General features: G+C 49.0%; 11 protein-coding genes and 2 pseudogenes. 7 read left to right on the top strand and 6 right to left on the bottom strand.

Annotation, left to right across the window (positions count from 1 at the left end; translation table 11 throughout):
* Window positions 1–61 precede the first annotated feature (61 nt).
* The 4 genes and pseudogenes from NWAT_RS09320 to NWAT_RS09305 all read right to left on the bottom strand — a co-directional run.
* Window positions 62–574, bottom strand: a pseudogene (locus NWAT_RS09320) (NADH-quinone oxidoreductase subunit B); the annotation flags it as partial.
* A complete protein-coding gene (locus tag NWAT_RS09315) occupies window positions 574–972 on the bottom strand; it encodes an NADH-quinone oxidoreductase subunit A (protein WP_013220839.1) in 399 nt (132 codons plus the stop codon). The gene NWAT_RS09315 and the pseudogene NWAT_RS09320, both read right to left, overlap by 1 nt.
* A gap of 104 nt (window positions 973–1,076) precedes the next feature.
* The gene (locus tag NWAT_RS09310; RefSeq protein WP_013220838.1) at window positions 1,077–1,319 is read right to left on the bottom strand and encodes a hypothetical protein; all 243 of its coding nucleotides are present in this window, start codon (window positions 1,317–1,319) and stop codon (window positions 1,077–1,079) included.
* 118 nt (window positions 1,320–1,437) lie between these two features.
* Window positions 1,438–1,590 carry a ribbon-helix-helix protein, CopG family gene (locus tag NWAT_RS09305; RefSeq protein ID WP_041350652.1) on the bottom strand — a complete coding sequence of 51 codons (153 nt, stop codon included), beginning with the start codon at window positions 1,588–1,590 and terminating at the stop codon, window positions 1,438–1,440.
* 94 nt (window positions 1,591–1,684) lie between these two features.
* Here NWAT_RS09305 and NWAT_RS09300 point away from each other — a divergent pair, with 94 nt between their 5' ends.
* From NWAT_RS09300 to NWAT_RS09280, 6 genes are all read left to right on the top strand, one after another.
* Window positions 1,685–2,779 carry an RNA-guided endonuclease InsQ/TnpB family protein gene (locus NWAT_RS09300; protein WP_232420092.1) on the top strand — a complete coding sequence of 365 codons (1,095 nt, stop codon included), beginning with the start codon at window positions 1,685–1,687 and terminating at the stop codon, window positions 2,777–2,779.
* A 444-nt stretch (window positions 2,780–3,223) separates the two neighbouring features.
* A complete protein-coding gene (locus NWAT_RS09295) occupies window positions 3,224–3,745 on the top strand; it encodes a dioxygenase family protein (protein ID WP_232420091.1) in 522 nt (173 codons plus the stop codon).
* On the top strand, window positions 3,742–3,942 hold the full coding sequence (locus NWAT_RS17465; protein ID WP_232420090.1) for a peptidase associated/transthyretin-like domain-containing protein: 201 nt from the start codon (window positions 3,742–3,744) through the stop codon (window positions 3,940–3,942). The genes NWAT_RS09295 and NWAT_RS17465 overlap by 4 nt, the downstream gene beginning before the upstream one ends.
* Before the next feature lie 51 nt (window positions 3,943–3,993).
* On the top strand, window positions 3,994–5,103 hold the full coding sequence (locus tag NWAT_RS09290) for an efflux RND transporter periplasmic adaptor subunit (RefSeq protein WP_013220836.1): 1,110 nt from the start codon (window positions 3,994–3,996) through the stop codon (window positions 5,101–5,103).
* Between the two features lie 3 nt (window positions 5,104–5,106).
* Window positions 5,107–8,286 carry an efflux RND transporter permease subunit gene (locus NWAT_RS09285; protein ID WP_013220835.1) on the top strand — a complete coding sequence of 1,060 codons (3,180 nt, stop codon included), beginning with the start codon at window positions 5,107–5,109 and terminating at the stop codon, window positions 8,284–8,286.
* A 319-nt stretch (window positions 8,287–8,605) separates the two neighbouring features.
* Window positions 8,606–9,316 (top strand): PRC-barrel domain-containing protein, encoded by a 711-nt coding sequence (locus NWAT_RS09280; RefSeq protein WP_232420089.1) that lies wholly within the window; start codon window positions 8,606–8,608, stop codon window positions 9,314–9,316.
* 120 nt (window positions 9,317–9,436) lie between these two features.
* Here NWAT_RS09280 and NWAT_RS09275 read toward each other — a convergent pair.
* Window positions 9,437–10,087, bottom strand: a pseudogene (locus NWAT_RS09275) (carbonic anhydrase); the annotation flags it as partial.
* Window positions 10,088–10,480: 393 nt separating this feature from the next.
* On the bottom strand, window positions 10,481–10,849 hold the full coding sequence (locus NWAT_RS09270) for a hypothetical protein (protein WP_013220833.1): 369 nt from the start codon (window positions 10,847–10,849) through the stop codon (window positions 10,481–10,483).
* An 828-nt stretch (window positions 10,850–11,677) separates the two neighbouring features.
* Here NWAT_RS09270 and NWAT_RS09260 point away from each other — a divergent pair.
* A complete protein-coding gene (locus NWAT_RS09260; RefSeq protein WP_013220832.1) occupies window positions 11,678–12,292 on the top strand; it encodes an inorganic pyrophosphatase in 615 nt (204 codons plus the stop codon).
* Window positions 12,293–12,827: the final 535 nt, after the last annotated feature.

The following is a 12,827-nucleotide window of genomic DNA, read 5'->3' as shown; positions in this document are numbered from 1 at the left end:
GGCTAGGTTTAGGTGCTCTTTCGACTCCCTGGGGGCCAATGGCCCAACTTAGGGGACGTTGCTCCCTGCCGATGGCTTCCTGCAGCAATAGCAGTCCTTCCAACAGGGCATCGGGACGGGGGGGGCAGCCAGGCACATAGACATCCACAGGGAGAAACTTATCGACTCCTTGAACTACGCTGTAAATATCGTACATCCCGCCAGAATTGGCGCATGAGCCCATAGAAATGACCCAGCGAGGTTCCATCATTTGCTCATAGAGACGCTTAATCACGGGCGCCATCTTGATAAATACCGTCCCTGAAATCACCATAAGATCCGCTTCCCGGGGGGTAGCGCGAATAACCTCCGCGCCAAAGCGGGCAATGTCGTATTTACTGGTAAAACTAGTGGCCATTTCCACATAGCAGCAGGAAAGACCAAAGTTATAAGGCCAGAGAGAATTTTTCCGGCCCCAGGCAACCAGATCTTGTAACCGGGCAAAGAGTAAATTACGCCGGATTGCATCCTCGAAGGAACCTTTGCTTTGTTCAACTGAAGCCGCTGTTTGTGGTTTACTTAATCTCCATCGCATTAGGTTAATCGCCTATGTTCTTTGTGTTTTCTTCTCTTGGGTTGCCAATCCAGGGCGCCCACCCGCCACTCATAAATAAGCGCCACTACCAATATGATAATAAAAGCCAACGCCCCCCCGTAGCCTATCCAGCCTGTTTTCCGGAAAGCCACTGCCCAGGCAAAAAGAAATACCGCTTCCATATCGAAAATGACGAATAAAACGGCCACTAAATAAAATTTAACGGGAAAACGCAGACGGGCAAAGCCTACCGTCACCACGCCCGATTCGAAGGGTTCACCCGTCGCCCTTTCCTGATGGCGCTGGCCTGAAATATAGGAGAGCCCAAGTATCAGCGCAACCAGGCTGAAGACTATGGCTACGTAGAGAATAAAAGGCCAAAATTCAGTAAATTGCATTATGTTTATGGAGATTAACAATCTTTTACCAAAACGTAGTTGAGAAAAGCGCCAAGTGCAAGGTATAGATAAGTATCCGAGAAAGCCAAGGGGTGTTTTTTAACCTAGGAATTAGGTTTTTTCTCCTTGGAGATTGTCTCCGGGTGAGTGGATAGCCATTGTTCAAATTCTTCGATCGATTGTTCAAAAAGGGGTTTATAGTTTTTTTGGGAAGCATGATTAGCCGGGCTAGCGATTGCTTTACGATAGTTATTGAGCGTTCTTTCCACCCAGTTTCGGGCCGCTTCTAATCCGTCACGTTGCAGGAGTAAATTGATTCTTCCCTTTTCGGAGTTAGGTGGCTGCATTATTTTTCCTCGAAGCGCCAGTCAAATGGGAATATAGACATTGAAGGAGTACAAGGATGTACGACGACCCCCCAGCGAGAGTGCGAAGTGAAACTTTGCTGCGAGCGCGAGGGGCGCATTACTTTCGTTTCGCCATGAATTCGCGTTTTGCGTAATTGGCCAGCACCGTCTCGACCAAGTTTGATAGCGTGCGGTTTTCTCTTTTTGCTAACGCTTGAAGCTGTTCCTTGAGTTCGGACTCGATTCGAACATTCAATAACTCTCTTGCCATTGTTGTTACCATACGGTTGTTGTACAATTGTTGTATGGTAACACAACGCGCCTATCGATTCAGGTTCTACCCAACGCCTACGCAGAAGCGGCAATTGGCTATTGAATTCGGTCATGCCCGCTTTGTGTGGAATTGGGCCTTGGAAACCCGAACGGAGGCGTATCAAGAGCATGGAGAGTCGCTGAACACTATCCGTCTCAGTCGCAAGCTGACGGCAATGAAAAAGGCCGAGTATCCCTGGCTGAGTGAGGCTACCGCCGGTTGCCATACCCAAAAGCTCAGAGACCAGGATACGGCCTTCAGGAACTTCTTTGCGGGCCGTGCTCGCTATCCGCGTTTTAAAAGCCGCCACCACACCCAATCGGTACGCTATCAGTTGGACCAACGCCATGTGGCGAAGAACTTCAACGCCGAAAGTAAGTGGCTGAAGTTGCCCAAGCTTGGGGCGCTTAAACTCAAGTGGTCCCGTAAGATAAACGGCATTCCGAAGATGGTGACGGTGAGCAAAGACCCATGCGGGCGCTATTTCGCCAGCATGGCCTGCGAGGTAGAAATCCTCCCCTTGCCTGCCAAAAGGAATGCGGTGGGCGTGGATGTGGGAATTAAGGATGTGGTCATCACCTCCGAGGGGTATAAATCCGGTGCGCCTAAATACACTTACCGCTATGCCCGGCAACTGAAAATGGCCCAGCGCAGACTCTCTAGCAAGAAGAAAGGCTCTCAGCGCAGGCGCAGGCAACAAGTCCACGTCGCCAGAATTCATGCCCGGATCAAGGATAGCCGCCGTGATTTTTTGCACCAACAATCCAACAGGTTGATCAACGAGAACCAAGTGATTGGCCTGGAGGATTTGAACATCAAAGGGATGTTGAGAAACCAACGCCTGAGTAAAGCTATAGCGGACTGTGGCTTGTATGAACTCAGGCGGCAAATCGAGTACAAAGCCGCATGGTATGGGCGTGATGTGCTTATCGTGGATAGATGGGCGCCCACCAGCAAAACCTGCTCGGCGTGCGGTGCTCTTCAAGAGTCCATGCCGTTGAAAGTAAGGGACTGGGTCTGTGAATGCGGGGCTGTCCACGATAGGGATATCAACGCGGCCCAAAATGTGTTGTTTTTCGGTACGGCGGGGAGCGCCGGAACCTCTAAAGCGCGTGGAGCGGTAAAAACCCCAAGGGCCGTGGCCTAGCCACCGCCCGAGGACCGCGAGGAAACGCGAATTCTCTAGGCTAGCCAGGTGAGGATGGACCGAACCGCAGCTAGTCATGGCGAAACTCCAAGCTTTTTCATGCTGAGAGATGGGTTGGGGCCGGTGTGTTGCGCACCAGTCAGTATTAAAGACAACAACAACGATCCCCATCAACCTCTCTAAAGCTAAACTAAATATTATTCACTAAGTATTTCCGTATCGTTATAGGGATGTTAGCTGTTATCGTGCTGGATTTGCTTAAGCTATGTCTATTGCGCCTGTTCGAGATAGGCGTTTAAGAGATAGGAAACCCGCATCAATGAAGTACGTAAGATCCATGGGTAAAATCTTGGGCATTATCCCAATGCTGGGTAGCAAAGATACCTAATTAATGGGAGGTAAGTTACCATGAAGATAATAGGGTGTAATCTTAGCCGACGACGGATGCTCCTTCTAACCGGAGTAACGGCGGCATCACTGGTGATGGGAGGGCGTGTAAGTGGACAACCCATGCCTAGAACACCAACGCAGACGCCGCTCAAGGGGGCAATGGCGGCAACGCCTTCCTGCGTGGTGAGACCCCAGCAAACGGAAGGACCCTATTTCGTGGATGAAAAGCTCAACCGTTCCGACATCCGGTTCGAGCCCTCGGACCATTCGATGAGAAAAGGGGTTCCGCTGCGCTTAGTGTTTCGCGTCTCCCAGCTAGAGGGGAAGGTATGCACACCCTTAAATGGCGCCATGGTGGATGTTTGGCAATGTGACGCGCTTGGCGTTTACTCGGATTTTCAGGACATCAACGGGTTATTCGATACCCGGGGGAAGAAGTTTTTGCGAGGATACCAATTAACGGATGCCATGGGGAAAGCCGAGTTTGTGACTATTTATCCAGGGTGGTATCCGGGCAGGACTGTTCATAATTCATTTCAAGATTCGCACCGATTCCGTCTCGCCCCAGGGCCATGAGTTCACCTCGCAGCTTTGATGACTCCATCACTGACCGAGTACATGCGCAGGCACCCTACGCCAAGAAAGGGCAGCGTAATTTGAGCAACGAAGACGATCGTATCTTCCAACGGGGTGGCAATGTATTGATACTCCCATTAGCTAGGGAGGCAGCAGGCTACGTCGGAATATTCGATATCGGACTTGAGGTAACTTGAAATATCCCTCCATACTTTGTCTTATTTAGTGTTTTATTAGGGAAATTTTCCATGGCTAGACTTATCCTGCCGATGATTTGCCTGCTGGGCAATCTAGTCATTATGTCTACTACCGCGATCGCACAATCTCAAACACCGCCGCCTAGCGTCATGGTCAGTAAAGTGCATAAACGCGATATCACTCCCACCCTCGAGTTACTAGGCCGGGTTGAAGCACGGGATGAGGTAGCCTTGCGGGCGCGTATCGAGGGTATTCTGGAGCAGCGTAATTTTGAAGAAGGCGGCTTGGTGGAGCAGGATCAATTATTATTTGTCATTGAGAAGCGGCCCTTTGAAGTTCAGGTTCAACAGGTAAAAGCCGAGTTTGCCTCCGCCCAGGCTAGTTTGAAAAATGCCCAGGCTAACTTGAGACGGTTGCAGGAGTTGCATGACCGCAAACTGGTATCGGCCGCGGATCTGGATACCGCTCAGGCCGAAGCCAGTATCGCCAAAGCCAATGTACTCAAGGCGCAAGCGGCGCTGGAGAGCGCTGAGCTAAGTTTAAGTTATACTGAAATTCGCAGTCCGATCCGTGGACGTATCAGTGGCGCGACTTACAGCGTGGGTAACCTGGTCGGTCCAGGTAGTGAGCCATTGGCGACCGTGTTTAGCTTTGATCCCATCCACGTCAGCCTGGCGGTCAGCGATAAGGTGCTGCTCAATGCCCGCCAGCAAGGAATTATTGCCTCCGGTAATCCCCCCGTCGCACCATCCCTGGTGCTTGCCGACGGCAGTCTGTATCCCGAGCGAGGGCGGTTTGATTATCTTGCCCCGGAAGTTGATCGCGGCACTGATACCGTTCAGGTGTGGGCGTTGTTCCCTAATTCCAAAGAAATTTTGCTGCCAGGCCAGTTCGTCAACGTGTTGATTCGCCGGAAACAGCCGATCACCGCGTTGGTAGTGCCCCAGACGGCGGTGCAGCAAGATAAGCAGGGATTTTTTGTCCTCGTGGTCAATCGTGCCAACCAGGTTGAGGTACGCCGTATCGTTACTGACCGCCAGGTGGATAACGACTGGGTGATCGAGTCCGGTTTGGCCGCCGGTGAGCGGGTCATCGTCCAGGGGGTGCAGAAAGTACGGCCTAATATGTCTGTTAATCCGGTCACTACGGACGAACGCTGAGCCATGTTTTCAGCGTTTTTTATTGATCGGCCCAAGTTTGCCCTGGTCATATCGCTGGTCATTCTGCTGGTCGGCGGTATTGCCCTCAGCCTGATTCCTGTGGCGGAATTTCCAGAAATTACCCCGCCCCAGGTGACGGTATCGGCCAGTTATCCTGGCGCTAATGCTGAGGGTGTGGAGCAGTCGGTGGCTGTCCCTATCGAGGAGCAGGTCAACGGTGTCGAAGGCATGAGCTATATGTCCTCAACCAGTTCCAGTGATGGCACCTATAAGTTGAACATCACTTTTGAAGTCGGTACCGATGCGGATATCGCCGCGGTCAACGTGCAGAATCGGGTGGCTGTGGCCAATACCCAGTTGCCCCAGGAAGTCATCCGTCAGGGTCTGACCACCCGCAAGCAGTCCCCCAATATGTTGTTGATCGTCAATCTGATCTCACCCGAGAGTTCGCGGGATAGCCTGTTTCTCAGTAACTATGCCTCGATTTATCTACAGGATTCCTTGGCGCGCATTGCTGGCGTGGGCGATGTTTCCCAATTTGGGGTCCAGGATTACGGTATGCGGGTGTGGCTCGACCCTGATCGGTTGACCGCGTTGGGTTTAACCGCAAGCGATGTTGTCAAGGCTATTGAGGAGCAAAATATTCAAGCGTCCGCTGGCAGCCTCGGGGCGCCACCATTCACCAAAGCGCCGCAATTCCAATATACCTTGCAGGCCAAGGGGCGGCTAGCAACGGTTGAGGAATTTGAAAGTATCATTGTCCGGGCCAGGGCCGATGGTTCCCTTGTGCGGCTTAAGGATATTGCTCGCCTTGAGTTGGGTTCGCAAAGCTATAATGCTATTTCTAAACTTAATAGCCAACCGGCAGCCTCCGTGGTGGTCTATCAATCGCCAGGCGCCAATGCATTGCAAGTAGCCGATCAAATCTACGCTGAATTGGAGCGCCTGGCGACAAGCTTCCCCCCAGACATGGAATACCACATTCTGTACGACACCACTCAGGCGGTGCGGGCTTCGGTACAGGAAGTCATCAACACTTTGTTTGTAACTTTTATTTTGGTTGTGGCGGTAACCTTCCTGTTTCTCGCCGACTGGCGTTCGACCCTGATACCGGTTTGTGCGATTCCGGTTTCCCTGGTGGGCACTTTCGCCGTTATGTACGTGTTGGGGTTTTCCGCCAATACGATTACCTTGTTCGCTATGATTCTGGCGATTGGTATCGTTGTTGACGATTCCATCGTCGTGGTGGAAAACGTCCAGCGTATTATGCGGGAGAGTGCCCTAGAGGCACGTGAGGCCACTCGTCGTGCCATGGCCGAGATCACCGGGCCGGTCATTGCCACCACGCTGGTGTTGCTTGCTGTTTTCGTGCCGGTATCGTTTATGCCTGGTATCACCGGTCGGCTTTATCAGCAATTCGCGGTAACTATTTCGGTGGCAGTTGCGATCTCCTCTCTCAACGCTTTAACCTTGTCACCCGCCCTATGCCGGTTATTGCTTAAGCCCGATTCCGGCCAGGCGTATGGGCTGTTGCGCGCTTTCGCGTGGTTGGTGAACAGATCACGCAACGGCTATGTTCGGGTTTGTGCTTTGATGTTGCGCTATTTATGGCCCGCACTGTTGCTGGCGCTGATTTTCCTGGTGGCGACAGTATACTTATTCCTGCGCGCGCCCAGCGGTTTTTTGCCGACCGAGGACAAGGGCGTACTGATGGTCAATGTACAGCTACCAGACGGCGCTTCCCTGGCGCGCACAGAAACCGTGATAGACGAGATAACCCAGATGACGCGGGATACGGCAGGTATCACCGATGTGATCTCGGTAACGGGTTTCAGTATTCTTGGTGGTGCGGCCTCTAATGCTGGCCTGGTTATCCCCATTCTTGCTCCTTGGGATGAGCGTAGCAGTCCTCAATTGCAATGGGAGCCTATTCTCGGCCAACTTAATGCCTCCTTGGCTAGCATCGCTACCGCTGAAGCCTTCGCTTTTCCGCCACCGCCGATCACGGGGCTAGGGACCGGCGGTGGTATCGAGGCGCAGCTGCAGGATCTCGGTGGTGGCAGCCCGCAAAAGTTAGCCGCCGCCATGGGTAGCCTAGTATTCGCAGCTAACCAGCATCCGGCTTTGATGGGGGTGTTCAGCACCTACTCGGCTAGTGCGCCACAGCTCTATTTGGATATCGACCGTGAGCGGGCAAAAGTGCTCGGGGTTTCCCTCGCTGATGTATTTACCACCCTGAGCGCCAATTTAAGCTCGCTCTATGTGAATGACTTTAATCTGTTTGGCAAAAGTTACCGGGTTATGGTGCAAGCCGAGGCCGAATACCGCAATGCTATTAAGGACATTGGCAATCTGTATGTACGCAGCGGCTCTGGTGAAATGGTGCCGTTGCGGGCGTTGATTGATGTTGAGCCCGTTTTGGGGCCATTGTCGATTACCCGTTACAATCAATTCAAGTCGGCCGCCATTACTGGTAATCCGGCTCCGGGTTACAGCTCCGGCGAGGCCATCGCCGCGCTGGAGCAGGTCGCCGCCGAGGCTCTGCCCGAAGGCTACCGCATCGAGTGGACCGGCACCTCCAAGGAAGAGCTAGCCGCCGGCGCGCTGGTCATTTACATTTTCGCGCTTGCTATCATTTTCGCCTATTTATTTTTGGTGGCGCAGTATGAATCCTGGACTCTGCCCCTGGGGGTGATAAGCTCGGTGGTATTCGCCTTGTTTGGCGCTCTGTTACCGGTGGTAGTGTTACCGTTTTTGAACAATAATTTGTATGCGCAAATCGGTATCGTGATGCTGATCGGATTGGCCGGCAAGAGTGCCATTCTGATCGTCGAATTTGCCAAGGAGCGGCGCGAGCAGGGGCTGAGTACCCATGAGGCGGCGCTGGCGGCAGCGCGTCTGCGATTTCGAGCGGTATTGATGACGGCCTTGTCGTTCATTCTCGGTGTCAGTCCGTTGTTGTTCGCTAGTGGCGCCGGTGCTGCTAGCCGAACTTCAGTGGGCTTTGTGGTGTTTGGCGGTATGCTTGCCGCAACGGTGATCGGCATTTTCTTTATTCCGGTGCTATACGTGTTATATCAGGACATACGCCTATCCGTTCCCCGTGTTTGGCAGAGGTCTACCCTGAGCCTGGCAAAGCTGGTGCCAAAAGAGACTGAGCAATCCAATGATGAACAGGGTTAAAAGGTAGCCCGAAGCTCTACGGCACGGCATTTAATGGGGCCTGTCGTTTTAAAGTAAAACTGTATTTCTATTCTCTATTAGGCGGTCGCTGCGCCCCTTTAGACTCCTTGGCAAAAATAAAATTTACAAATTTTTAGACTAAACTGAGGTCTATAGACATCGGTTCGGATTGGATCGGTGTGACAAGTTACCTTTTTGTTTCGGTGGGTGGGTAGATGATTATCGGTATTTTAAGACTTCATTTAGGAGGGAAAGACTATAGGGTAAGGGAACTATTCTTTGTTCTACTGCATTTATCGAGGTGCCTATGCTGCATATTATGAGAAGAATCCAAGATCTGAAAAGTTTCACATTACATGCTAAAGATGGAGATGTGGGTAGACTCCGAGAAGTTTATTTCGACGATTCCTCATGGAAAATACGCTATCTGGTTGTGGAAACGGGCCACTGGCTCGTAGGGCGCCAGGTGCTGATTACTCCCGAGGCGTTAGGCGCTATCCATGAGGAAAAATGGACTCTGCAAGTTGAACTAACCCGAGAACAGATAGAAGCGAGTCCGCCTCTGAGTGTGAAACAGCCGCTATCAAGGCAACAGGAAGAGGAATATCATCGGCACTATAGCTGGCTGCCTTACTGGAGAAGTAGTTTATTGGGTTATCTGGGTTGGGACTCTGAAAATCAGAGAGAAAAAGCCGAAGATCCCCATTTACGTAGTAGTGCTGAGGTCACAGGGTATCGTATTGAAGCCCGTGATGGCGAGGTTGGATATGTCGAGGATTTTGTCATTGATGAAAAAGATTGGGTCGTTCGGTATTTAGAAATCAGCACTCATCGCGGTTGGTTTGGGAAAAAAATTCTTTTGGCGCCTACCTGGATTGAACAAGTTGATTGGGAGGATCGCAAGGTGCGGGTCGAGCTTTTGCGTGAAGTTATCCGTTCAGCACCAGAATACGAAGAGGGTCAGCTTATTGGCCGCGATTACGAAATCAGCCTTTATAGCCACTATGGCCGCAACCAGTATTGGGAATAAAGTACTCCCTTACCCTAAGGAGGGAATATATAAATATAAGTTTTTACCGTAGGCACAAACTATTTTGTAGAGGAAGAGGTTATTGGAAGCGCGTTAATCTAGCAAAATTTTTGGTAAGTATTAAAAAGCGCTGGTATCAATGATATCAAAGAAAACCCGACGCCCATTTAATGGCTGGATAGGACGGTTGTTATTAGAGCAGCAGACATGCTGGGTAATGTTCCTATATTTTTCTATTTGCTCTGCTGACATCTCAATCGGTTCTCTGAGTATTATCCAGCGGACTCCTTCTGTGCAAGGGGGAGTAGTCAATGAGCCTTCATAACGGTAAGAGCGCCGATCAGAAGGAAACGTATCCATAATGTTGAAAGAATTTTCAGCTGGGAAGAAAATTTCTTGCTCTATATGTTTTGGCATATTATCCCATATTTCCTTTAAGGTTTGATTTTCCTCCCCTTCGCGAATTAGCAGGGTGACGACGGCAGCTTTTCCATCCGCGCTGGTATGCACTAAGTGCATTTCCATTTTGAAATGGGCGCCTAAAGCTAAGGTATGCTCGCTAATGCTATGGAAATGGAATTGTTGAAGATCATATTCTATATCGTCGATTATAATAAAACTGCCTGGATCGTAGGTTCCTTGAAGTGTGCTGTGGCCATTATTAACCATATGAATAGATGTTGGCTGATAAAAATACTGGACGTCAGGCAAATCTGTAAGAGTAACTTCCATTGGATCAATGTCGATGGGAGATTGCTCCATGCCACTGGAGCAAAGCTGAAAACTAGGATTTAGCCGACATACCTACCTTGAATGCCACCAAGCTCTATTTCTAGCAGAGTTAGATAATTATATAATTTCAATTAAAAAGAAGGGATAAAAGTAATTTGATGGCATGATGGGATGGGGGAAATCAGTGGACTTTCACCACCTATTTATAGGGGATTTCAACTGTTTGCTTGGCTAGGGCTAGCGTTGGATTAACAGCCAGGCGATTTTATTTTGGTTATTAAGACCAAAGCTAATTTTTCTGTTGCATCAAAAGTGGCGCTGTTAGGCTAAATAAATTTTGGCAAGAGACGGCGGCGTCCTTGCCTGCCGCATAATATAGGGTACGTTTTCCTGTGTCTTACAAAAGTGCTAGCGAGAATTCATGGCAATTCTTCACCCTGGTACAGGTAATCCCATAATGGAATCAGAGTGCATTTTCTCTTGTTCCAGAATTTGTTCTATCATTTGTTGCATTACATCCAACCGCTGTTCTACATTTTGCCTCCACTGCTGGGTATCTTGAGGTCTGTTTTCGTGACCCAGTATGTGATGCATTTCCTGCATTTGCTCAAGCATCAATTGCATGTGTTCTCTCATGAGTCTATTGCGCTCATCTTTCCCCTTTGCCGTGTGTGCCTGATCCATTATGGTTTCCATTTTTTGAAGACGTTGCTGCATATGCTCCATATTTATCTGTGGTTCGGCACCATAAGCAGGCGTTATGGCAAGTATTATGACAGGAATTATGTAATAAGCTTTCATACCAGAACTACCTCATTATTAGTATGCAATCAAAATAAAGCATAGTCATTTTATAGGATTGTTGTCTATTTATCACTTAACTTTAATGTGTAAAGGCAACTCTATGGTGCCGATAAAAGGGTGAGCCGCAGTAGCATTGATACTTTATCGTATCAAATCAAGGTAAGGGGAACACCGATGAGCATGCCCAAGAAGAACGATACCGAATTTAAGCGTTCAAGAAAGACGCTCATCATTAGGTCCAGATTGCTGGACCAAACTTGGGAACTATCAGCCGGTAGATGTGGTGGAATTGAGGCCGGAGGGGTTACCGTCTGCAGCAAACGTGATGCTGTGTTGGGTAGGTGGCTGCTGTCTGGCAGCTTGCCGGGATATTGAGCCTACAGATATCCAATAACAGTAAGCTTTTCATTGTTTCAAGGAGGAACACATATCTCGGTCGTTTTCCAAGGCTTCCCAATTGCCCAGCTCATTGAGCTTACTATAATTATAATAGTCTAAATGCCGATAGTTAGTTCAGTTCTATCGCGCGGACGTAGAACCCTTTAGCTATTATATAAATAAGCTAGAAAGCTTTCTTGTCCCAATATCACGCAATTTTCCGTAAAAACTATATACTCAATAATATAAAGTATGGCCATTCCTATTGCGCCAGTTGAGGTACTGGACATTTACTATAAAACGAACGGTTTTTATTGTTAGCCTGGAGATGTGTGGTGATCGCTAGACAATGACGTTGCGGTAGGTATCCTTACCTAATACCAGATCTCTTCATATCAATAGGTTAAAAAACTATCCGAGGCATTGAGTAAAGAAGGAGTTGATTATATGAGTGCCCCCCAAAATTTTTCCCGTTGGCGTCCTCATCCTTGGCATGGGTTAGAAACGGGCTTGCATCCACCAGAACGCGTCTATGCTTATATTGAAATTACTCCCTTTGATTTGATGAAATACGAGATCGATAAAAATACGGGTTATCTACGGGTTGATCGTCCTCAGCGTAGTTCTTCTCTTCCTCCCTCCCTGTATGGTTTTATTCCAAGAACCTATTGCGGAGATCTGGTGGCAAGTCTTTGTGAGGGAGCAGAGGAAGGAGATGAAGATCCCTTGGATATTTGTGTGCTCAGTGAAAGGCCCATTAATCGTTCAGAAGTAATTTTGAGCGCTAGAGTGGTAGGGGGGCTACAAACCATCGATCAAGGACAGATTGATGACAAGATTATCGCTGTACTAGAGAAAGACGATTTTTTGAATACCGCTAAAGATATTTCCGATCTTCCCGTTATCTTAATTGAACGGCTGCGCCACTATTTTTCTACATACAAACTGATACCAGGTGAAGCTCCGCTCGTTTCCCTAGGCGAGATCTATGGCCGTGAACATGCTTTCCAAGTGGTGGCTGCATCCATGGAGGATTATGCTAAAGAATATACTCGTTCATAATCCATTGTTTTAAAAAACGTGATGATCGAGGTTGGTGTAGATGGCACCATAATACACGGGGGGCATTGTAGAATGCATGGTAGATAGCTAATTTGCCGGTGCCAAAGGGTATTTTGAAATAGTCTCTAAGCTTGATTCGTACATTTTTTAGTGGATTTTCGGCTCAGCGAATTTGTCTACTATAGTAGATCTAGATCGCCCAATACTCCGTTGAAGCGACCTTTAAGGAAGGTTGTACCTAATGGGCATCCGGGGTATGGCATTAATACTTGATAAGTTTATCAGCTGCTTGTCACCCTAGAGTTATTCTTCCTAAGTCATTTAGCCGGTGCGTTATACCCACCGATCCTGCTTAACCCTTTACTTACTGCATTAGGTGACGATAACTCGGTCAGCCGTGGGATGGTTATGGCCTCGAGATGGAGGTTCAAATCTTGGTGATTATGAGAAATAGTTATCGGAAAAAGCCAAGCACGGGTTAAATACTAGGAACAGGATATATAAATATTCCGATCTATACTCATAATATCAAACA

This window comes from Nitrosococcus watsonii C-113 (genome assembly GCF_000143085.1).
Lineage (GTDB): Bacteria > Pseudomonadota > Gammaproteobacteria > Nitrosococcales > Nitrosococcaceae > Nitrosococcus > Nitrosococcus watsonii.
Note: the sequence above shows the minus strand (reverse complement) of the source record. Positions and strands in the feature narration are given on the sequence as shown.

Excerpts from the sequence above, each read along its gene's own strand:
- NWAT_RS09315 (WP_013220839.1), bottom strand. The coding sequence starts at position 972 with ATGCAATTTACTGAATTTTGGCCTTTTATTCTCTACGTAGCCATAGTC.
- NWAT_RS09310 (WP_013220838.1), bottom strand. The coding sequence starts at position 1,319 with ATGCAGCCACCTAACTCCGAAAAGGGAAGAATCAATTTACTCCTGCAA.
- NWAT_RS09305 (WP_041350652.1), bottom strand. The coding sequence starts at position 1,590 with ATGGCAAGAGAGTTATTGAATGTTCGAATCGAGTCCGAACTCAAGGAA.
- NWAT_RS09295 (WP_232420091.1), top strand. The coding sequence starts at position 3,224 with ATGCTCCTTCTAACCGGAGTAACGGCGGCATCACTGGTGATGGGAGGG.
- NWAT_RS17465 (WP_232420090.1), top strand. The coding sequence starts at position 3,742 with ATGAGTTCACCTCGCAGCTTTGATGACTCCATCACTGACCGAGTACAT.
- NWAT_RS09290 (WP_013220836.1), top strand. The coding sequence starts at position 3,994 with ATGGCTAGACTTATCCTGCCGATGATTTGCCTGCTGGGCAATCTAGTC.
- NWAT_RS09285 (WP_013220835.1), top strand. The coding sequence starts at position 5,107 with ATGTTTTCAGCGTTTTTTATTGATCGGCCCAAGTTTGCCCTGGTCATA.
- NWAT_RS09280 (WP_232420089.1), top strand. The coding sequence starts at position 8,606 with ATGAGAAGAATCCAAGATCTGAAAAGTTTCACATTACATGCTAAAGAT.
- NWAT_RS09270 (WP_013220833.1), bottom strand. The coding sequence starts at position 10,849 with ATGAAAGCTTATTACATAATTCCTGTCATAATACTTGCCATAACGCCT.
- NWAT_RS09260 (WP_013220832.1), top strand. The coding sequence starts at position 11,678 with ATGAGTGCCCCCCAAAATTTTTCCCGTTGGCGTCCTCATCCTTGGCAT.